The 19,891-nt window shown below is 59.4% G+C and carries 19 protein-coding genes; 8 read left to right on the top strand and 11 right to left on the bottom strand.

The features are described 5' to 3' along the window. Positions 1-8: 8 nt before the first annotated feature. Together FOY56_RS02310 and mce are read right to left on the bottom strand one after the other, a co-directional pair. On the bottom strand, positions 9-284 hold the full coding sequence (locus FOY56_RS02310; RefSeq protein ID WP_146344174.1) for a DUF1467 family protein: 276 nt from the start codon (positions 282-284) through the stop codon (positions 9-11). A gap of 9 nt (positions 285-293) precedes the next feature. Beyond that, entirely contained in the window at positions 294-698 is a 405-nt protein-coding gene (mce, locus tag FOY56_RS02315; RefSeq protein ID WP_146344175.1) for a methylmalonyl-CoA epimerase, read from the bottom strand. Between the two features lie 150 nt (positions 699-848). On the opposite strand from mce, the gene FOY56_RS02320 reads away from it, so the two are divergent. Together FOY56_RS02320 and FOY56_RS24035 are read left to right on the top strand one after the other, a co-directional pair. Further along, entirely contained in the window at positions 849-1,568 is a 720-nt protein-coding gene (locus tag FOY56_RS02320) for a response regulator (protein ID WP_146344176.1), read from the top strand. 1 nt (position 1,569) lies between these two features. After that, positions 1,570-1,698 carry a hypothetical protein gene (locus FOY56_RS24035; RefSeq protein WP_281288780.1) on the top strand — a complete coding sequence of 43 codons (129 nt, stop codon included), beginning with the start codon at positions 1,570-1,572 and terminating at the stop codon, positions 1,696-1,698. A gap of 12 nt (positions 1,699-1,710) precedes the next feature. Here FOY56_RS24035 and FOY56_RS02325 read toward each other — a convergent pair whose 3' ends face one another. The 3 genes from FOY56_RS02325 to aspS all read right to left on the bottom strand — a co-directional run bounded on the left by FOY56_RS02325 (position 1,711) and on the right by aspS (position 6,387). Next, complete coding sequence (locus tag FOY56_RS02325; protein WP_146344177.1) at positions 1,711-2,949, bottom strand: DUF1501 domain-containing protein; 1,239 nt, start codon at positions 2,947-2,949, stop codon at positions 1,711-1,713. A gap of 9 nt (positions 2,950-2,958) precedes the next feature. Beyond that, positions 2,959-4,347, bottom strand: a complete 1,389-nt coding sequence (locus tag FOY56_RS02330; protein WP_146344178.1) for a DUF1800 domain-containing protein — start codon at positions 4,345-4,347, stop codon at positions 2,959-2,961. A gap of 186 nt (positions 4,348-4,533) precedes the next feature. Next, positions 4,534-6,387: an aspartate--tRNA ligase gene (gene aspS, locus FOY56_RS02335; RefSeq protein ID WP_146344179.1), complete on the bottom strand. Its 1,854-nt coding sequence runs from the start codon at positions 6,385-6,387 to the stop codon at positions 4,534-4,536. A 204-nt stretch (positions 6,388-6,591) separates the two neighbouring features. Here aspS and FOY56_RS02340 point away from each other — a divergent pair, with 204 nt between their 5' ends. From FOY56_RS02340 to FOY56_RS02355, 4 genes are all read left to right on the top strand, one after another. Next, complete coding sequence (locus FOY56_RS02340) at positions 6,592-7,764, top strand: SAM-dependent methyltransferase (protein WP_246139391.1); 1,173 nt, start codon at positions 6,592-6,594, stop codon at positions 7,762-7,764. 323 nt (positions 7,765-8,087) lie between these two features. Next, entirely contained in the window at positions 8,088-11,429 is a 3,342-nt protein-coding gene (carB, locus tag FOY56_RS02345; protein ID WP_146344181.1) for a carbamoyl-phosphate synthase large subunit, read from the top strand. A gap of 400 nt (positions 11,430-11,829) precedes the next feature. Then, a complete protein-coding gene (locus FOY56_RS02350) occupies positions 11,830-12,954 on the top strand; it encodes a beta-ketoacyl-ACP synthase III (protein ID WP_146344182.1) in 1,125 nt (374 codons plus the stop codon). Positions 12,955-13,147: 193 nt separating this feature from the next. After that, positions 13,148-13,921 carry a lysophospholipid acyltransferase family protein gene (locus FOY56_RS02355; RefSeq protein ID WP_146344183.1) on the top strand — a complete coding sequence of 258 codons (774 nt, stop codon included), beginning with the start codon at positions 13,148-13,150 and terminating at the stop codon, positions 13,919-13,921. A gap of 21 nt (positions 13,922-13,942) precedes the next feature. On the opposite strand, the gene arsH is transcribed toward FOY56_RS02355, so the two are convergent. Both arsH and FOY56_RS02365 read right to left on the bottom strand, forming a co-directional pair. Beyond that, positions 13,943-14,671: an arsenical resistance protein ArsH gene (gene arsH, locus FOY56_RS02360; protein WP_281288782.1), complete on the bottom strand. Its 729-nt coding sequence runs from the start codon at positions 14,669-14,671 to the stop codon at positions 13,943-13,945. After that, positions 14,664-15,122 carry a hypothetical protein gene (locus tag FOY56_RS02365; RefSeq protein WP_146344185.1) on the bottom strand — a complete coding sequence of 153 codons (459 nt, stop codon included), beginning with the start codon at positions 15,120-15,122 and terminating at the stop codon, positions 14,664-14,666. The genes arsH and FOY56_RS02365 overlap by 8 nt, the downstream gene beginning before the upstream one ends. A 420-nt stretch (positions 15,123-15,542) precedes the next feature. On the opposite strand from FOY56_RS02365, the gene FOY56_RS02370 reads away from it, so the two are divergent. Then, positions 15,543-16,151, top strand: a complete 609-nt coding sequence (locus tag FOY56_RS02370) for a thymidine kinase (RefSeq protein ID WP_146344186.1) — start codon at positions 15,543-15,545, stop codon at positions 16,149-16,151. Between the two features lie 58 nt (positions 16,152-16,209). Further along, the gene (locus tag FOY56_RS02375; RefSeq protein WP_146344187.1) at positions 16,210-17,592 is read left to right on the top strand and encodes a hypothetical protein; all 1,383 of its coding nucleotides are present in this window, start codon (positions 16,210-16,212) and stop codon (positions 17,590-17,592) included. A 3-nt stretch (positions 17,593-17,595) separates the two neighbouring features. On the opposite strand, the gene FOY56_RS02380 is transcribed toward FOY56_RS02375, so the two are convergent. The 4 genes from FOY56_RS02380 to FOY56_RS02395 all read right to left on the bottom strand — a co-directional run bounded on the left by FOY56_RS02380 (position 17,596) and on the right by FOY56_RS02395 (position 19,873). Beyond that, a complete protein-coding gene (locus FOY56_RS02380) occupies positions 17,596-17,934 on the bottom strand; it encodes a tRNA-binding protein (RefSeq protein WP_146344188.1) in 339 nt (112 codons plus the stop codon). After that, positions 17,927-18,742 carry a pyrroline-5-carboxylate reductase gene (proC, locus tag FOY56_RS02385; RefSeq protein WP_146344189.1) on the bottom strand — a complete coding sequence of 272 codons (816 nt, stop codon included), beginning with the start codon at positions 18,740-18,742 and terminating at the stop codon, positions 17,927-17,929. Before proC ends, FOY56_RS02380 begins: the two co-directional genes overlap by 8 nt. A gap of 38 nt (positions 18,743-18,780) precedes the next feature. Next, complete coding sequence (locus FOY56_RS02390) at positions 18,781-19,281, bottom strand: type III secretion system chaperone family protein (RefSeq protein WP_146344190.1); 501 nt, start codon at positions 19,279-19,281, stop codon at positions 18,781-18,783. A 337-nt stretch (positions 19,282-19,618) separates the two neighbouring features. Beyond that, positions 19,619-19,873: an accessory factor UbiK family protein gene (locus FOY56_RS02395; RefSeq protein ID WP_146344191.1), complete on the bottom strand. Its 255-nt coding sequence runs from the start codon at positions 19,871-19,873 to the stop codon at positions 19,619-19,621. Positions 19,874-19,891 lie beyond the last annotated feature (18 nt).

The following is a 19,891-nucleotide window of genomic DNA, read 5'->3' on the forward strand; positions in this document are numbered from 1 at the left end:
GGCGCCCCTTACTGGATGGGTGGCAGGCTTTCGGTCCAGTCGAAACTACTGATCGGGATCACGCCCGAAATGATGATCCCCGCGATAATCGCCCACAGCACCGCCGCGACGCCAGTGGTGATCCACGCTTTTTTCTTGAGATAGTGATGCTCGGGCGAACTGGCATGGGTGCCGGGCACGACCTCGCCCACATCACCCTGCGTTCTCAACCGGATCGGCAGAGCAACTAAGAAGGTCATGAACCAGATGACCGCATAAAGTACCAAGCCTGAGGTGATTGACATCGGCCCGCCTTAAACCTGTTCCAGCTCGACTAGCGTGCCGTTGAAATCCTTGGGGTGCAGGAACAGCACAGGCTTGCCATGCGCGCCGATCTTGGGTTCGCCCGTGCCCAGAACGCGGGCCCCGGTTTCCAGCAGGTGATCACGGGCGGCGATGATATCGTCAACCTCGTAGCAGATATGGTGGATGCCGCCGGACGGGTTTTTATCAAGGAAACCCTTGATCGGGCTGTTTTCGCCCAGCGGATACAGCAGTTCGATCTTGGTGTTGGGCAGTTCGATGAACACCACGGTCACACCGTGATCGGGTTCGTCCTGTGGCGGGTTCACTTTGGCGCCCAGCGCCGAGCGGTACTGTTCGGACGCCGCTTCCAGATCCGGGACGGCGATGGCGACATGGTTCAGACGGCCGATCATGGCAACTCTCCTGCATCGAGCAAATGTTGCAGCGGTTATGGAGTTGATGCGGCGAAAGGACAAGTGCGCCAAACCGCGCCAGAGGTCAATTAACCGACTGTTAGCCACTGGCTTCTAGCCTTGGTGCAACAATCTGAAAGGAAACCCGACATGGACGATTCGGACCCATTTGCCGCCCCGCACCGGCAGGCAACCCCTACCCGGCCGCTTTTGGGCCTGACCATCCTTGTGGTTGAAGACAGCCGCTATGCTTGTGACGCGATGCGACTTTTGTGTCTGCGCAGCGGTGCGCGGATCCGGCGAGCCGACAGCCTGCGATCCGCGCGGCGGCATTTGCAGGTCTATCGCCCTTCGGTGATTGTCATTGATCTGGGTTTGCCGGACGGATCAGGGGCCGAACTGATCGAAGAACTGGCGCAAACCACGCCGCGGGTCAGCGTGATCCTGGGAACTTCCGGTGACGATTTTGCCGAAGGCGCTGCGATTGCCGCAGGTGCGGACGGTTTTCTGCCCAAGCCCGTGACATCGGTGGCTGTGTTCCAGTCTGCGATCCTGTCCCAGCTGCCCGCTGACCGGCAGCCCGGGGGACCGCGCGTGGTTCAGGACGAACAGATCTATCCCGACCCGCTGGCCTATCGCGATGACATGGCCCATGTGGCCGAAGTGCTGACCGAGCACACCGAAGACAAGGTTCTGGATTACGTGGCGCAGTTTCTGGGCGGGGTCGCGCGGAGTGCGCAGGACACCATCCTGGAACAGGCGGCCACAGATCTTGCGGATGCACGGGCCGAGGGCCGCCCGGTGACGTCAAACACCGCCCGCATCGCCGGGTTGGTGCAACAGCGCCTCCACGCACGAGAGGCGATTTGAAATGATCGAAACCTGTGTGATCGCAGTTCTGGCGCTGACCATTGCCTTGTATGTTCAGGCCCGCTGGGCAGCCCGGTCGATCCGGCGCAAGCGCGGGACGTCGGGCAACCTGGTTCGCAGCCTGACCTGACTGGCCATTCTGCTACAGCAACAAACCCGGGTTGCGGCCCAGATCGACACCGGGGAACACGTTGGCTTCGATCAGGCTGCGGTCAATCCCGGTCAACCCATGCATGATCCAGCCCGCCGCCGCGCGCACGTCACCGGTTGGCATCAGGTCACGCCGTTCGAACAGATCGGCTTCGGACAGGCCCGGCCATGTGCCATGCACCTTGCCACCATGCACCGCCCCACCAGCCAGAAGCATCGCGCCACCGGTGCCGTGATCCGTGCCGCCAGTACCGTTCTCACGCACGGTGCGGCCAAATTCGGTCATCGCGACAACGGCGGTCTTTCCCCAAATCTGGTCGCCAACGCCCGATTTCAGCGCCAGTATGGTATCAGACAGACGGCCCAACGCATCGCCGATGGTCTTGGATTGCCTGTTGTGCGAATCCCAGCCGTTCAGAGAGAACGAAGCGACTCGTGCCTCGGCCCGCAGTTGTTCAGCGGCAAATTCGGCGATCTTGAGATAGGATTTGTTACCCGTCCCGCGCGGCACCTGCATCTGCATGCTGCCACCGGCCATCATGCCGGTGTCTTCTTCCATCGCTGACATAATCATCTGCGGCTCTTGCCCGGACAGGATCAGCGCCTCGTCCAGCGCATCGCGAAACAGCGGGTCGTCCTGCATCAGCAGCCCGGCCAGACGCACAGCTTGCGGGCTCATCAGCAGGTCGGCATCCGGGGACCAGTCGGCAACCGGGGCCGAGCCCTGCAACACCTTCATCTCGCCTGCGCCCAGCGCATAGGCCGTCTTTTGTTCAACGCCAGGCAGGTTTTGCAGCATCCGGTTCAGCCATCCATCGCGGGAATCGCCCAGCGCGGCCGTTCCGGCCTCAAGCAGATCCTGCCCGTCGAAATGGCTGCGTTTGTGGCGGTACGGGGTCGATACAGCCTGAACAAAGCCAAGTTCGCCCGCGCGCCACAAGGGCATCAGCGGTTTCAGCTTGGGATGCAGCGCATAGAACCCATCGAGATCGACAGCGCCCGAGCCGGGGCCGCCGTTCAGCGATTTACGCAGGCCGGCGTAATTCGGGTCGCCGTAAGGCTGCACCACGTCCAGCCCGTCCATGCCACCACGCAGGATGATCACCACAAAGCGGGTATCCCAAGGGGCAGAAGCAAAGGTCACCGGCGTCAAAAGCGGACTGGCCGCAGCCGAACACCCGATGATTGCACTGCGGGCCAGAAAGGCGCGGCGGGACAAGGTTTTGGTCATCTCAGTCTCCTATCGACGCTGAAAGGCGGGGGAGGACAGAACAAGGCCGATCGCCTCGGCACGGGTTTCGGCGGCCCCGGCGGCAAAGCGCACCACGTGGCTGGCATAGGGGCCGAGAGCGGTATGAACAAAAGCTTCGGGATCTGGCAGGTCGGTGCCCAACAAACGCGGAACCGACATCGCCCAACGGATCCGCGCGGACAAGCCCTGGGGTGTAATCCAGGCCTCGTCCTCTTCGGGCCAGCCATTTGGCCCGAGCGGTTGCAACCAGGGTTGGCCCATGACTGAAAGCGGGTTGGTCAGGCGGAAGCGGGATTTTCTGAGCTCTTTTTCGAACAGCTGATCCCCCTCAATCGCCAGCGCGCGACAGGAAGAGGCGACAAAGTCGAAAGGTGGTTTAACGTTGGTAAGCTCCGGTGACCAGGCTGCGGGGTGCGTTAGCAAGATCTCGTACAGCTGCATCAAATCACCACCTGACCCAAGGAAACTGGCTGTCAGCTCTGCCACGAGATCCGGATCAGGTGTGTCGGTCGAAAAATGTACAGCCAGCTTTCGCGCAATGTGCGCAGCGGTAGAGGGATGCACAGCCAGGTCACGTAAAACGCTGTGAACATGTTCCAGTTTGGCCGGATCCCCACCATAGCTTTTGCCCAGCACGGTTTCGGAACCAGGTTCTGCCAACCAAGGTGCAAATTTGAACTGACTTCCCTGCTCAATCGTCAGCCCGGTAAACAGCATCGCCAGGGATCTGACATCGTTTTGGGTGTAGGGGCCATCCACACCGAGCGTGTGCAACTCTAACACTTCTCGCGCAAGGTTTTCGTTCAAGCCGGCATTGCGCCGCTTTTTATTCAGGACGACACTGCTGTTCGGACCCGCAGATACATTCTGGTCTAGATAATGTATCATCACTGGATGCGTCGTGACCGCGATCAAAAGGTCGGCAAAGGATCCGGTGATATGGGGGCGGACCGCTTCTTCGACATAGGGCTGGGTTGCCTGACGCATCACACCCGTCTTGCCGAGCGCGGTAAAATGATCTTTCCAAAACAAAGTCAGACGTTCGCGAAACCCGTCCGGAGTATGCCGCCACCGCGACAGGACCTGCCCGAACCAAACGGCCTGATCCAACCGCGATTGCTTTGCGATCGCCATAACCTGTTGCTGAAAATCGCTTTTTTCCGAAACGGTTTTGGCCTTGCGCCGTTTCATGCTGAAATCGAATGCGCGGCGCAAACGGTCTGAATAGACAGAATACTGTTCAACTGGATACCGCGTTGCCATCTGGTCCGGCCCGGCCAATCGTTTCAGCATGGCCTCGGGCGAGGTTGGGCTGGAGACATCGGGCGCAAGCCCGCAGCCGAAACGGATGTCAGCAAGCTCAGGAGAAAAACTCATGTGGATGCCCTCGGATTAATGAAATCGAACCAACTGTGTAAACGGCATTAGGATACCGCGGTGCGGCGGCGGCGTCATGGTCTTATACGTATGCGGGGCCGGTTTCCGTCGCAAAATCTGTTCCCCGCATAGCAAAAAGCCGCCGGTGGACCAGCGGCTTCGTGCTTCTGTCGACAAAAACGCGCGTTATTGATCTTGCGGGATCACGCGCAGGCCAAGCTCCATCATCTGATCGCTGGACGGATCGCTGGGGGCCGACATCATCAGATCTTCGGCACGCTGGTTCATCGGGAACATGATGACTTCGCGGATGTTGTGCTGATCGGCCAGCAGCATGACGATGCGGTCGATACCTGCCGCACAGCCCCCGTGTGGCGGCGCGCCATAGTGGAACGCGTTGAACAGCGCGCCAAAGCGGTTCTTGACTTCGTCCTCGCCGTAACCGGCCAGTTCAAAGGCCTTCAGCATGATTTCGGGCTTGTGGTTCCGGATCGCACCGGACACCAGTTCATAGCCGTTGCAGGCCAGGTCATACTGATAGCCCAGCACGTCCAGCGGGTTGCCGTTCAGTGCTTCCATGCCACCCTGCGGCATTGAAAACGGGTTATGTTCAAAGTCGATTGCGCCGGTTTCTTCGTCCTGTTCGTAGATCGGGAAATCGACGATCCAGGCGAACGCAAAGCGGTTTTTGTCGACCAGGCCCAGCTCTTCGCCGATGGCAGCGCGGGCACGGCCTGCGACGGCTTCAAACGCCTTGGGCTTGCCCCCCAGGAAGAACGCCGCATCGCCAATGCCAAGGCCCAGTTGCTGGCGGATCGCTTCGGTGCGTTCGGGACCGATGTTCTTGGCCAGCGGTCCGGCAGCTTCCATGCCGCCTTCGACTTCGCCGGATTTCAGTTTGGCCTGTGCCTCTTTCACCTTGATGCCCAGTTCCTGCGCGACCGAGTCAGCGGTTTTCTCGCGCCAGAAGATATAGCCCATGCCGGGCAGGCCCTCCTTTTGGGCAAAGGCGTTCATGCGGTCACAGAATTTGCGGCTGCCACCCGTCGGCGCTGGAATAGCGCGGATTTCGGTGCCGTCCTGTTCGAGCAGCTTGGCGAAGATGGCAAAACCCGAGCCTGCGAAGTGGTCAGACACGACCTGCATCTTGATCGGGTTGCGCAGGTCGGGTTTGTCGGTGCCATACCAAAGGGCGGCGTCCTTATAGCTGATCTGCTCCCACGTCTGATCAACCTTGCGGCCACCACCAAATTCTTCGAACACGCCCGCGATCACCGGCTGGATGGTGTCAAACACGTCCTGCTGGCTGACAAAGGACATCTCCATGTCGAGCTGGTAGAAATCGGTGGGCGAGCGGTCAGCGCGCGGATCTTCGTCGCGGAAACACGGTGCGATCTGGAAATACTTGTCAAACCCGCTGACCATGATCAGCTGTTTGAACTGCTGAGGGGCCTGCGGCAGGGCATAGAATTTGCCGGGATGCTGGCGCGAGGGCACCAGAAAATCACGCGCGCCTTCCGGGCTTGAGGCCGTGATGATCGGCGTCTGGTATTCGCGGAAATCCTGATCCCACATGCGCTTGCGGATCGATGTGACCACGTCTGAGCGCAGTTTCATGTTGTCCTGCATCGCTTCGCGGCGCAGGTCGAGGTATCGGTACCGCAGGCGGGTTTCTTCGGGGTATTCCTGATCGCCAAAGACGATCAGCGGCAATTCCTGCGCTTCGCCCAGCACTTCGATATCGCGCACGAACACTTCGATTTCGCCGGTGGGCAGCTTGGGGTTGATCAGGCTTTCATCCCGCGCCTTCACCTCGCCGTCGATACGGATGCACCATTCGCTGCGCACCTTTTCAACCTCGGCGAACACCGGGCTGTCAGGGTCGCAGATCAGCTGAGTGACGCCATAATGATCGCGCAGGTCGATAAAAAGCACCCCGCCGTGATCTCGGACCCGATGCACCCAGCCTGACAGGCGGACGGTGGTGCCGGTGTCAGCGGCGGTCAGTTCAGCGCAAGTATTGCTGCGATAGGCGTGCATGGATCATGTCCCTTCGGGCGTCCGGAAAACTCGCGCCGATACACCGTGCATAAGCGCGGAAGTCAAGGGGATGTGCCATGCGGGGTCTGGTAAGGTCATAGGAATTGACTTTTTGGCGGGCCCTGTTTCAATCTGCTCACGGTAAACATCAGGGATATCACTGCAACAGGTCGCGCCATGTGGAAGACGATTCTGGACAAGTTGATGACACAGCTTTTTGTGTCCGGGGAGATGACAGTCACCTTCCCCGATGATGAGATCAGGACCTACGGCGATGGCCGCGGGTTGGTTGGTGCGGTTCAAATTCATGACACAGCGACGATGCGGGACATCTGCCGCAATGTCGAATTGGGCTTTGGCGAAGGGTTCATGGAGGGGTCGGTAACAGTCGAGGGCAGCAGCCTCGAGGCTGTCATGCGGCTGGCTGTGCGCAACCTCCATCAGGGCGCGTTTCCAGCGTGGTTGAAAGCGGTCGAGGCGTTCCGGTACCGGCTGCGCAAAATCGCCATGTACAACACGGCCCAGACCGCGCGGCGCAATGTGGCGCATCATTATGATCTGTCGGATGATCTGTATCGTCTCTTTCTGGACAGCGACATGCAATACAGCTGTGCCTATTTCCGCGACCCGGACATGACCTTGGAGGACGCCCAGAGCGCCAAGAAGGCCCATATCGCCCGCAAGCTGAGGATCGAACCGGGGATGCGGGTTCTGGATATCGGGTGTGGCTGGGGCGGGATGGCGCTGACCCTGGCCGGAGAGTATGGCGCGCAGGTTACCGGGGTTACGTTGTCAGAAAACCAGTTGGCGACGGCACAGGCGCGGGCACAGGCCGCCGGGTTGGACACTCAGACCGATTTTCGGCTGCTGGATTACCGTGAGTTGGCCGAGCCTTTTGACCGGATCGTATCAGTTGGCATGCTGGAACACGTCGGGGTGCCACATTACGACACGTATTTTGGCAAGGTGGCCGAGCTTTTGACCCCAGATGGGGTCGCCCTGATCCACACAATCGGACGCAATGGCCCACCAACCACACAGGCACCCTGGTTGAACAAGTATATCTTTCCGGGCGGCTATGTGCCGTCAATCCAGGAACTGATCGTGCCGATTGCTAAGGCCCGTCTTTGGAACCTTGATATAGAAAGCTGGCGTTTACACTATGCCTATACGCTGCGGCATTGGCTGGAACGGTTCAACGCCCAGCTTGAGACCGTGCGGCAGATGTATGACGAGCGGTTCATCCGCATGTGGCAGTTCTATCTGGTGGCCTGCATCATGGTGTTCGAAGAACGCGACCAGACCGTGTTTCAGTTTCAGCTGGGCCACCAGCGCGATGCCGTGCCCCTGACGCGGGACTATCTGTACGCGCCCTAATCAGACCAAGCGATGTCGGAACGTGACTGGACACCCAGACCACCGGCACGCAGAACAGCCGGGAATCACTGCGACGGCGGATCCATAGCGAAATGGTCCTCGAAATTGCCCGGTTCCGGTCAGCCCGTGACGGCAAACCATCCTGCCCTGTCGCGGTTTCACACGGGATGTGTTAGCTGCGTCACAAGAATCGCGCGACCGGTACGCCCATTGGGCTGACCTGTCCGCAAACCCACTTGCACCTTTCCCGCTCATCCCTATAACGCAGGACAATTTGGGCGCTTGGGGGTGCCCGGTGACTCGCATATCAAAGGATAAAGGCCATGCCGAAAAGAACCGACATCCAGTCGATCATGATCATTGGTGCGGGTCCTATCGTTATCGGACAGGCCTGCGAGTTCGATTACTCCGGCGCTCAGGCGTGCAAGGCGCTGCGCGAAGAAGGATACCGGGTCATTCTGGTGAACTCGAACCCGGCGACGATCATGACAGACCCCGGTCTGGCGGACGCGACCTATATCGAACCAATCACCCCCGAAGTTGTCGCCAAGATCATCGAAAAAGAGCGGCCCGATGCGCTGCTGCCGACCATGGGCGGGCAAACCGGCCTGAACACGTCGCTGGCGCTGGAAGAGATGGGCGTGCTGGACAAGTTCGGTGTCGAGATGATCGGCGCCAAGCGGGATGCCATCGAAATGGCCGAAGACCGCAAGCTGTTCCGCGAAGCGATGGACCGGATCGGGCTGGAAAACCCCAAGGCAACGATTGTGACCGCGCCCAAGCGCGAGGACGGATCGACCGACCTGGATGCCGGTGTGCAAATGGCGCTGGACGAGCTGGAAGAGATTGGCTTGCCAGCCATCATCCGGCCTGCCTTTACGCTGGGCGGAACCGGCGGCGGCGTGGCCTATAACCGCGAGGATTATGTGCATTTCTGCCGGACCGGCATGGATGCGTCTCCGGTGAACCAGATCCTGATCGATGAGAGCCTGCTGGGCTGGAAAGAATTCGAGATGGAAGTGGTCCGCGACAAGGCGGATAACGCGATCATCGTCTGTGCCATCGAAAACGTCGATCCGATGGGCGTACACACCGGTGACTCGATCACCGTGGCCCCTGCCCTGACGCTGACCGACAAGGAATACCAGATCATGCGCAACGGCAGCATTGCCGTGCTGCGCGAAATCGGCGTCGAAACCGGCGGATCGAACGTGCAATGGGCGGTCAGCCCGCATGATGGCCGGATGATCGTGATCGAAATGAACCCGCGTGTGTCGCGGTCTTCGGCTTTGGCGTCAAAAGCCACCGGTTTCCCGATTGCCAAGATCGCCGCAAAGCTGGCCGTGGGCTACACGCTGGACGAGTTGGACAATGACATCACCAAGGTCACGCCAGCATCGTTCGAGCCGTCGATTGACTATGTCGTCACCAAGATCCCCAAGTTCGCGTTCGAGAAATTCCCCGGGTCCGAACCCTATCTGACCACCGCCATGAAGTCCGTGGGCGAAGCCATGTCGATTGGCCGGACAATCCACGAGTCGCTGCAAAAGGCGTTGGCTTCGATGGAATCCGGACTAACCGGGTTCAACGAAGTCGACATCCCCGGCGCGACGGATTCCATTTCTGGCAAGGCCGCTGTGATCAAGGCGATCAGCCAACAAACCCCCGACCGTTTGCGCACCATTGCGCAGGCGATGCGGCATGGATTGAGCGATGATGAAATCCACGGCGTCACCATGTTCGATCCCTGGTTCCTGGCCCGGATCCGCGAAATCGTCGAAGCGGAGGATGATGTCCGCAAGTCCGGGCTGCCAGTGACCGAAAGCGGATTGCGCGCGCTTAAGATGATGGGCTTTACCGATGCCCGTCTGGGCGAACTGACGGGTCGGGATGAGGCCAATGTGCGTCGCGCCCGTCTTAACCTTGGCGTGCAGGCTGTGTTCAAACGGATCGACACTTGCGCCGCCGAGTTCGAAGCCCAGACGCCCTACATGTACTCGACCTACGAAGCCCCGATGATGGGCGAAGTCGAATGCGAGGCGCGCCCCAGCGACCGGAAAAAGGTCGTCATTCTGGGCGGTGGTCCGAACCGGATCGGCCAGGGGATCGAGTTTGATTACTGCTGCTGTCACGCGTGTTTTGCGCTGACCGAAGCCGGGTATGAGACCATAATGGTCAACTGTAATCCCGAGACGGTCAGTACCGATTATGACACCTCGGACCGGCTGTATTTTGAACCGCTGACCTTTGAACACGTCATGGAGATCCTGACCAAGGAACAGGAAAACGGCACTTTGCACGGCGTTATCGTACAGTTTGGCGGTCAGACTCCGCTGAAGCTGGCCAATGCGCTTGAGGCTGAAGGTATTCCGATTTTGGGCACGACGCCCGACGCCATTGATCTAGCCGAAGACCGCGAGCGGTTCCAGAAGCTGGTGCAGGACCTGGGCCTGAAACAGCCCCACAACGGCATCGCATCGACCGACGATCAGGCGCTGAAGATCGCGCAGGATCTGGGCTTTCCGCTGGTGATCCGTCCGTCTTACGTTCTTGGGGGCCGCGCGATGGAAATCGTGCGGGATATGGCGCAACTGGAACGCTATATTTCCGAGGCTGTTGTGGTATCGGGCGACAGCCCGGTTCTGCTGGACAGCTATCTGGACGGCGCGGTCGAACTGGACGTGGATGCGATCTGTGACGGCACCGACGTGCATGTCGCGGGCATCATGCAGCACATCGAAGAAGCCGGTGTGCATTCCGGTGACAGCGCGTGTTCACTGCCGCCCTATTCGCTGTCTGACGACGTGATCGGGCGCATCAAGGATCAGACCTTTGCTTTGGCAAAGGCGCTCAATGTTGTCGGCCTGATGAACGTACAGTTCGCGATCAAGAACGATGAGATCTATCTGATCGAAGTGAATCCGCGTGCGTCGCGCACCGTGCCCTTTGTCGCCAAAGCAACGGATTCGGCGATTGCGTCGATCGCTGCGCGTGTGATGGCGGGCGAGCCGCTGTCGACCTTCCCGCAGCGTCCACCGTACAAAGAGGCCGATTATGACGCCGTGCTGCCGCTGGGCGACCCGATGACGCTGGTCGATCCGATGATGCCCTGGTTCTCGGTTAAGGAAGCTGTGCTGCCGTTTGCCCGTTTCCCCGGTGTCGACACCATTCTGGGCCCGGAAATGCGTTCAACCGGCGAAGTCATGGGTTGGGACCGCGATTTCCCGCGCGCCTTCCTAAAGGCGCAGATGGGGGCTGGCATGGTGTTGCCCTCCTCGGGCTGTGCGTTCATCTCGATCAAGGACGCCGACAAGACGCCCGATATGCTGGAGGCCGCGCAGACACTTGTATCGCTGGGCTTTACGCTGGTGGCAACGCGCGGCACTCAAAGCTGGCTGGCCGAACAGGGCGTGCCCTGCGACGTGGTCAACAAGGTCTATGAGGGCCGCCCGGACATCACCGACCTGATGAAAGACGGCAGCGTGCAGCTGGTGATGAACACCACCGAAGGCGCGCAGGCGGTCGACGATTCAAAGGGCATCCGGGCCGTCGCGCTCTATGACAAGATCCCGTATTTCACCACCGCCGCCGGATCGCATGCCGCAGCCCTGGCGATCAAGGCGCAGGCCGAAGGCGATGTAACCGTGAAGTCGCTTCAGGGGTAACACCAGCCTCGGCATTTGCAAAAAATGGCCCCCATTCGCTTCAAACGAATGGGGGTTTTGCATTTGTGCCGATGACCCAAGGCGGAGCGGTACGTCGAAAAGGGCTGTGCCCGTGACGCAGCACGATGCAGCTGCAGCGAAACGCAGACTTGACCGCGCTGCCCTACAGCGCGACGATCCCGCCCATCGAGCATAACAAAAAATGGAAAAAACCATGCGTATCTTTGTGACCCTGTCCGCTTTACTGGCCCTGAGCGCTTGTGGCGGCATCCCGCTGGTCCCGTTCATCTGACCCCCTGAAACCTGTAATTTGGCCGAAAACGAACCGGTCCCGGGGACGGTTTGACTTGACCTTTGCAGGCATCTGCGGCGACAACACCGCACCCGGAAGGAGTCTTACATGTACAAACCCGCGATTACAGGGACCGGTGTCTTCACCCCTGAACAGGTCATCACGAACGCCGAACTCGTCAAAGCGTTCAATGCCTATGCCGACAGGATGAATGCCGAAAACGCCGACGCCATCGCCGCGGGCGACATCAAACCGATGGAACATTCTTCGGAAGAGTTCATCTTTAAGGCATCCGGCATCGAACAACGGTTCGTTCTGGACAAAACGGGTGTTCTGGACCCTGACGTGATGCATCCTCTGTTGCGCCAGCGCAGCGACGATGAGCCCGGTGTGATGGCGGAAATGGCCGTGGACGCGGCGAAAAAGGCGCTGGCTCAGGCTGGCAAGACCGCCGCTGACGTCGATGCAGTGATCTGCGCGGCGTCGAACCTTGAACGCGCCTATCCCGCCGTTGCAATCGAGATCCAGCAGTTGCTGGGCATCGAAGGGTTTGCGTTTGACATGAATGTCGCCTGTTCGTCGGCAACGTTTGGCATTCAGGCGGCGGCTGATATGATCCGGTCGGGATCAATCCGCTCGGCGCTGGTTGTGAACCCCGAGATCTGTTCGGCGCATCTGGAATGGCGTGACCGGGATTGCCACTTTATCTTTGGTGACGTGGCCACCGCCACGCTGATCGAACGTGAAGAAGACGCAACCGGCCCGCATTTCGAAATCATCTCGACCCGCTGCGCCACCGAGTTTTCCAACAACATCCGCAACAACAACGGCTTCCTGCGCCGCTCGCGCCCTGACGGGGTGGCGGATCGCCGGGACATGCAGTTCATGCAGAATGGCCGCAAGGTGTTCAAAGAAGTGCTGCCAATGGTCAGCCAGCACATCGCGCAGCATATGGCCGATGAAAATGTCGAAAGCGACAATCTGAAGCGTGTGTGGCTGCATCAGGCCAACAAGACGATGAACGATTTCATCGGCAAAAAAGTTCTGGGACGGACGCCTGAACCGGGTGAGCAGCCCAATATCCTGCAAGATTATGCCAACACCTCCTCAGCCGGATCAATCATCGCGTTCTCACAGAACTCGGATGATCTGGAAGAGGGTGATGTAGGGCTGATCTGTTCGTTTGGGGCCGGGTATTCGGTTGGATCGGTGATCGTCAAGCGCCACGCCTGACCCGCGGGTCGGGCCGCCACTCAGACAGCTTGTCGCCGCGTAAAGGATTTGCGTTGAAGTCTGTCGGCAATTCGCCGATAGAAGCGCGGTTGATACCTGCAGCGCAAGTCATGACGCTGATCCGCAGATGCGGTTGTGCCCGCTCTCATGACCCAATGGCCCCCAGCGGGGCGGCAACTTGCGTCAGGACCCCATGACAGACGACCCCGTTTCGCGCGACACCGCAATCGTGGCCATTGATCCCCTGCCCGTCCGGCTTCTGAAGCGGACCGTTCTGGTGGTTTTGGGGCCGTTCTATTTTCTGTTCGTGGCCTTTGTCCCGCTGCTCTGCGCCCGGCGCAAAGGGTTTCGTGGCTGGTACTGGCGGCTTGTCAAACGGGCCTGTTCGCGGCTGTTGTGGCTGCTGAGCATCCGAGCCGAAATGTCGGACGCCGAAAAGCAAGCGTTGAGCGACGATACCGGCAGTATCATCGTGATCAACCATCGCAGCCATCTGGACGGGTTCACGTTGATGGATGTGGTTCCGGATGACAAATGGTTCACCTTCGCTGCCAAGAAAGAGCTGTGCGACGCCCCGCTGCTCAGCACCGGGTTCACCGGGGCCGGGTTGGTGGAAATCGACCGGTCCAGCGGCAAGGTCGCGTTGGAAACACTGACCAACGCAGTGCAAGAGATGCCGGATCGCCGGTCCGTTGTGTTGTTCCCGGAAGGGACACGGACAAAGACGGAAACACTGGGCCAGTTCAAGGCTGGCGCCGTACTGGTGGCACGCGAAACCGGGCGGGCGATCCGCCCGATTGTCATTCACGATTCCGATCAGTTGCTGCCGCGCGGCAAGTTCTTTCCGTTCAGCGGCACCATCCGGATCGAGGTCTTGCCGCCGTTTGTCTGTGATCTGGACAAGCCGGTTGACGAAGATGTGGACCGCTTGCGCAACGCCATGATGGCAGTGTTCGACAACGGATAGTGTCCACAGACTCTTTAGAGCTCAGACCTTGATCGAAACCCGTTTGTGGACGTCTTCGACCGATTCGACCCGTTCGGAATAGCGGTCGACAAGATAGTCTTTCTGCCCGCGCACGAGATAGGTGAACTTGACCAGTTCCTCCATCACGTCGACCACACGACGATAAAACGGGCCATCGGGAAGGCGGTCGCCTTTTTTGAATTCCAACCAGGCTTTCGGGATGCTGGACTGGTTCGGGATCGTCACCATGCGCATCCAGCGGCCCAGAATGCGCATCTGGTTTACCGCGTTGAACGACTGTGACCCACCCGAGACCTGAAGGACGGCCAGCGTCTTGCCCTGCGTCGTGCGGATGCCGCCTTTCAGCGACAGCGGCAGCCAGTCGATCTGCAGTTTCATGATGCCAGTCATCGCACCATGGCGTTCAGGGCTGGACCAGACCATGCCTTCGGACCAGACGGCCAGATCGCGCAGTTCCTGCACCTTGGGATGGTCCGCGTCGGCATCATCCGTGAGCGGGAGGCCCGACGGGTTGAAGATGCGGGTTTCGCAGCCAAAGGCCGTGAGAAGCCGGGCGCACTCTTCGGCGATTTTGCGCGAATAGCTAACGTCACGTAAAGACCCGTAGAGCAGCAGAATCCGAGGCGGATGGCCAGCTTTTCCGGGTCCGCTCAGGGCTGCAGAATCAATAACACGAAAAGCATCGGGGTGGATATTCGGCAGATCGCCGAAGTCGGGAAGGTCAGGCACCATCCACTTCCAGATGCAATTTCATGTCAATCAGAACCTGTTGCAACATCACGGTTTCGCGCAGCAGGCGCTTGGCCTCGTTCACGGTGATGACGTTGTCTTCTATGGCCTGCTGGTACTCGCTCATCAGCATGGCAAAGCGTTGGCTGAGCGCGATAACATCAGCGTTCACACCGCCAGTGTTGGGCGAATTAGGCACCCTATCATCATAAGAAAGCGTTATTTTCTTGAGTTCTGCCAGCGCACTGGTCACGTGCGGATAGCTGGACTCGGCTTCAAGCCTGGCGACGGCGTCGACCGGCATGAAGCGGTCTGCGTGTTCTGGATTGTCCGAGTAATAGCGACCCAGCGTAGCCTTTGACTTTCCGGTGATGCGACACGCGGCTTCGACGCCAACGTCTTTCACCAACGCTTCGGTGTGTTTCTTGAGATATGAACCGCTGTCGGTCATGTTTTATTCGCCTCAAAGTTCCAACGAGCCACGAAACAATGTGGGGAGGGGGAATGGCCCAAGTATTTTCCCATTAATGCCTTGTAATAGAAATGCAATACCTTTGCCATCCCTGACGGTTTTTAGGGGCAGTAAGAGTAGTGGGCGGTGTTCTCCACATGATTAAAGAGTAGGCGTGGATTCGACGTGTAATGGTCGGGTAGCGCCATGGTCATTCTTTGACCGAAAGGAAGTCGTCTTTGTCGGGGCTCTCCCGTCCATCCCCAAGGGTCGTTCCGTCCCGGATTTGAGCAACGACAGAGATGACTTCCAGTAACCGCTTCACCCGATTGGGTGGCGGTTTTTTGTCTTCCCCTCAGAGAGAATTGCCGACAGAGCGACCGGGTTGCTCACAGGACTGGCTGGGGTTAAATCACCGCCATGGCCAAGCTCTATTTCAACTATTCGACCATGAATGCCGGCAAGTCGACGGTGCTTTTGCAGGCGTCGCACAACTACCGCGAAAACGGGATGCAGACCTATCTTCTGACCGCACAGCTGGATGCTCGGGCCGGAACCGGACGGATCGCATCGCGAATCGGTATCGGGGCCGAGGCAGATACGTTTTCCCCGGGCGATGATTTGTTTGCAATGGTCAACCACCGTCTGACGCATGGCGATCTGGCTTGCGTGTTTGTGGACGAAGCCCAGTTTCTTGAACCCGAGCAGGTCTGGCAACTGGCCCGCATCGTCGATGATCTGGATATTCCGGTCATCTCTTACGGTCTGCGGGTCGATTTCCGGGGCCAGTTGTTTCCAGGCTCAGCTACGTTGCTGGCGCTTGCAGATGAGATGCGCGAAGTCCGCACCATCTGCCGCTGTGGGCGCAAAGCGACAATGGTGATCCGCATGGATGGAGATGGACAGGCGATCACCGAAGGCGCGCAGGTGCAGATCGGTGGAAATGAGACCTATGTTTCGCTGTGCCGTCGACATTGGCGCGAAGCCGTGGGCGAAACCCAGCCGGAACCGGTCGCAAAGAACGGTTGACCCAATCCGGCCATCGGTCTTTGGTAGACATAGTTCCGACCAAATCCCGGAGGCTGTCATGTTGTTTCGCCGTGTCGCATATCTGTTGTTCATCCTGTGCCTTGCAAGCCCTGCGGCTGCGCAACAGACACCCACCCGATTAGAAATCCGAAATCACCTTGAACACCAGATATCCGGGGCCGGACGCCTGCGGGTCTTTAATCTGGGCGTTATCGACTACAAAGCCTTTGGTGGCGCGACGGGCAAAGGCTGGATCAGCCTTGCCGGGTCGCTGGTATTGCAGGACCCCTTGTTCAAAAAATCTGACCAGCAAGATCTGGCACGTGAGCTGATCAGCAAAGGTGTGCCGCAGGCAAAGGTCGGCGTCGCGATTGCCGCCGCAGCGCGGGCGCATCGCAACGGCTTGATACCGGAGGAATACACGGTGGCCGTGCCCGCCGGTTACCGCGTGGCATTTCAGTCCGAACTGAAATTCACCAAGACAGCGCGCGGCTTTGATCTGACGGGCGGGATCGACCCGACCCTGCCCGGCGGAAAGCTGCGAAAAGCGCTGCCAGCGGCCGCTTTGGTTGTCCCGTCTCCGGCGTTTGACAGTTTCGCGCAGAACGCTGTGGCGCTGTACCGGCGCGATGTTCAGGCGACACAGGCCCGTGAACAGGCGATCAAGGCCCGCCAAACCGAGATCAACAGATTTCTGGCGGGACAAACCTTTGATGGGCTGACCCGAACCGACCGCGGTTGGGTTCCGGTCTATGAAATGAAATGTGCTGTGCCGTCGCCATGGCGGTTTGTCGACAAACCGGGTGAACGCGGGTTCTGGTCGCATACCGATTGTTCGGTCAGGTTCAACACCAAGGGTCGGCTTGCCAACCAGAGTTTCGAGTCCGGAGACCGCCGCCCGGTTCGCGTTTTCGTTCGGGTGTTCTTTGATGACGGCACCCTGAAAACCCGGGCCGTCGTCGCGCCGTTGACCGGGGGTCTTTATGTGCACTCGGAAAACTGGCTTGCATGGTCGGGACAGGGGTTCGGGCAAGACCGGCATCGGATTATCAAGGCGCAGCCCCGCAAAGTCAGCCCTGCGGCACCACAAAAGGCCGTTCCTCAGATACTATCGCTGGGCGCCTTCTATGAGCGGCACACGCAGAGCTTTTCAGGACAGCTGAAAGCCCTCGGCCAGCCGCCTTATTCGGCGTCGATTTCGCTGAACGTCATTGCCTCCAACGTGACTTACCCTGATCTGCAGTGTGGCGGGCGGTTGGCGCATGTCGAGACGCGCGGCGCAACGCATTATTTCCTTGAAACCCTGACTGTGGTCAAAGGCCGCTGCAGGGACGGCGGCATTGTTGCGCTGACCCCGTTATCCGATGGCACCATCGCCTATGCGCTGCAGCGCAAGATCGGTGGGCAGATCCTGTCGCAGGGTATTCTGTCGCGCCAATAGCCGTCAGTGCATGCGCCCGCCATCCGGAACCGGGCCGTCAGGCCCGACCAGAACGATTTCGCCGTCGTCATCCGGCAGGCCCAGCACCAGAATCTCGGACATGAACTTGCCAATCTGGCGGGGCGGGAAGTTGACGACAGCCATGACCTGCTTACCGATCAAGCCCTCGGGGGTGTAGTGTTTGGTGATCTGGGCCGAGGATTTGCGTTCACCAATGTCACCGCCGAAATCGACCCATAGTTTGATCGCGGGTTTGCGCGCTTCCGGGTACGGTTCGGCGCGGGTGATCGTGCCGACGCGGATATCGACCTTCATAAAGTCATCGAATGAGATCTCAGCCACGGGACAGTTCCTTTGATCGGTCGGTCGCGGCCTTGACGGCGCGACGCAGGAGGTTTGGGAAACCGGTATCTTCCTGCATCAGCACCTCAAGCGCGGCCTGTGTGGTGCCGTTGGGGCTGGTCACGTTGACGCGCAGCTGTGCAGGGTCTTCTGCCGCGGTCTCGGCCAATGCCCCTGCCCCGGCGACGGTCGCCTTGGCCAGTTGCATGGCAAGCGCGGCTGGCAGACCCTGCGCCTCGCCCGCTGCGGCCAATGTTTCGATCAGGTGAAACACGTAAGCCGGGCCGGACCCGCTGACGCCCGTCACGGCATCCATCTGCGTTTCAGAATCCAGGCGGACGGTCTGGCCGACGGCTGACAACAGCGCTTCGGCCGTGTTGAGTTCGTCCTCACCGACCTGCGCATTGCCGATCAGCGCCGTAATCCCGCGCCCGACAGCTGCAGGGGTGTTGGGCATTGCCCGAATAATCGTGCTGTTTGCGCCCAGCGCGGCCTCGTAGGCCGAGATGGGCGTGCCCGCCGCGACCGAGACGAACAGCGTATCGCTGTCAGCAAGCGGGCGCAGTGCCGGCAACGCTTCGGCCATCATCTGGGGTTTGACTGCGATCAGAACGATGGCCGGGGCTTCGGGCAATGGCGCATTGATGTTGACGCCCTGCGCCTTGAGCCAGTCCGAAGGGTACGGGTCAATCACCCAGACCGAGCCGGGGTTCAGCCCGCGATCCAACCATCCGGCCAGCATCGCCGAGCCCATCTTGCCGCAGCCCAGAAGCACCAGCCCCTGATCCGAGATCCGTGTCATGTCCATGAGCAGCCCCTCGCCTTTGTGTGGTTCAGGGCCCGGTTTTACGCGCGGCCATACGCCTCTGCAATGGCGACCTGCATCGCATCCTTGGGAGTGCGATCGGCCCAGACCAGCATCTGGATCGCCGGGTAATAGCGCTCAGCGCTGGTGACGGCTGTGTTGATCATCGTGTCGATCTGTTCCGGGCTGGCGGTCTGACCGCCGGTCAGAACCAGACCATAGCGATAAACCATCAACTTTTGTTCGGCCCAATAGGTAAAGGCACCGGCCCAGCACTGGTCGTTCATCGCGTTGACAAGTTCATACAGCTTGCCCAGCTTTTCTTCGGGCGGCTCCATTTCAAAGGTGCAGACCATACGCAGGGTTTCGTCATAGCCCGACCAGGCCAGAGTGATGGAATACGTGCGCCATTGTCCTTCGACGGCCATCGCGATTTGGTCGTCGCCGATGCGGTCGAAATCCCAATCGTGATGCTCGGCGATGTGCTCGACGATGTCGATGGGATGGATGTCTTCTTCCAGATACTGTTCGGAAAGGGCCATGGTGCCACCTCACTGGTCTTTAGCGGTTCGGGGCGAAGAGCGCCCCAAGCGCTAGGTGCCTGCTCTACAAACCGGGGCGATCCCCCGTGTTTATACTATATATGGTGCGTTGTGTCGCCGTGCTCTGGCAAGCCCTATTTTTGGGGATAACAGCAATAAGTTGTGGACAGAGCGCACAAACGGTCAAAATATTGTCATGTTCCGCATGCGCAGCCCGTGTCGCATTTTGCAGGCCCGCCCGCATTTGCGTGATTTCGTCAGCATCACGTCAGAAAACCGAAAGGCGCCTCCCGCATCCGGAAAGCGCCTTTTGACCTATCCGGTGCCCTGTTTGGCGTTATTCGCTATCGGCCAGTTTGGCTTCAAGCAATGTAATACGGGCTGTCATTTCAGCGTTTTCTTCGCGGGCTTTCTGGGCCATGGCGCGGACCGCGTCGAATTCTTCGCGGGTGACGAAATCACGATCTGCCAGCCAGCGGTCCAGCATGCCTTTCATCGCGGTCTCGGCCTCGTCCTTGGCGCCTTGCGCGACGCCCATGGCATTGGTCATCAGCTGAGAAATGTCGTCCAGCATCTTGTTCCGGGTTTGCATCTGTCATCTCCCTCTCAG

The organism is Falsiphaeobacter marinintestinus (assembly GCF_007923355.1).
In the GTDB taxonomy this organism is placed as follows: domain Bacteria; phylum Pseudomonadota; class Alphaproteobacteria; order Rhodobacterales; family Rhodobacteraceae; genus Phaeobacter_A; species Phaeobacter_A marinintestinus.

Bases quoted from the DNA above. Each gene is read 5' to 3' on its own strand.
- FOY56_RS02310 (WP_146344174.1), bottom strand. From the start codon at position 284: ATGTCAATCACCTCAGGCTTGGTACTTTATGCGGTCATCTGGTTCATG.
- mce (WP_146344175.1), bottom strand. From the start codon at position 698: ATGATCGGCCGTCTGAACCATGTCGCCATCGCCGTCCCGGATCTGGAA.
- FOY56_RS02320 (WP_146344176.1), top strand. From the start codon at position 849: ATGGACGATTCGGACCCATTTGCCGCCCCGCACCGGCAGGCAACCCCT.
- FOY56_RS24035 (WP_281288780.1), top strand. From the start codon at position 1,570: ATGATCGAAACCTGTGTGATCGCAGTTCTGGCGCTGACCATTGCCTTG.
- FOY56_RS02325 (WP_146344177.1), bottom strand. From the start codon at position 2,949: ATGACCAAAACCTTGTCCCGCCGCGCCTTTCTGGCCCGCAGTGCAATC.
- FOY56_RS02330 (WP_146344178.1), bottom strand. From the start codon at position 4,347: ATGAGTTTTTCTCCTGAGCTTGCTGACATCCGTTTCGGCTGCGGGCTT.
- aspS (WP_146344179.1), bottom strand. From the start codon at position 6,387: ATGCACGCCTATCGCAGCAATACTTGCGCTGAACTGACCGCCGCTGAC.
- FOY56_RS02340 (WP_246139391.1), top strand. From the start codon at position 6,592: ATGACACAGCTTTTTGTGTCCGGGGAGATGACAGTCACCTTCCCCGAT.
- carB (WP_146344181.1), top strand. From the start codon at position 8,088: ATGCCGAAAAGAACCGACATCCAGTCGATCATGATCATTGGTGCGGGT.
- FOY56_RS02350 (WP_146344182.1), top strand. From the start codon at position 11,830: ATGTACAAACCCGCGATTACAGGGACCGGTGTCTTCACCCCTGAACAG.
- FOY56_RS02355 (WP_146344183.1), top strand. From the start codon at position 13,148: ATGACAGACGACCCCGTTTCGCGCGACACCGCAATCGTGGCCATTGAT.
- FOY56_RS02365 (WP_146344185.1), bottom strand. From the start codon at position 15,122: ATGACCGACAGCGGTTCATATCTCAAGAAACACACCGAAGCGTTGGTG.
- FOY56_RS02370 (WP_146344186.1), top strand. From the start codon at position 15,543: ATGGCCAAGCTCTATTTCAACTATTCGACCATGAATGCCGGCAAGTCG.
- FOY56_RS02375 (WP_146344187.1), top strand. From the start codon at position 16,210: ATGTTGTTTCGCCGTGTCGCATATCTGTTGTTCATCCTGTGCCTTGCA.
- proC (WP_146344189.1), bottom strand. From the start codon at position 18,742: ATGGACATGACACGGATCTCGGATCAGGGGCTGGTGCTTCTGGGCTGC.
- FOY56_RS02390 (WP_146344190.1), bottom strand. From the start codon at position 19,281: ATGGCCCTTTCCGAACAGTATCTGGAAGAAGACATCCATCCCATCGAC.
- FOY56_RS02395 (WP_146344191.1), bottom strand. From the start codon at position 19,873: ATGCAAACCCGGAACAAGATGCTGGACGACATTTCTCAGCTGATGACC.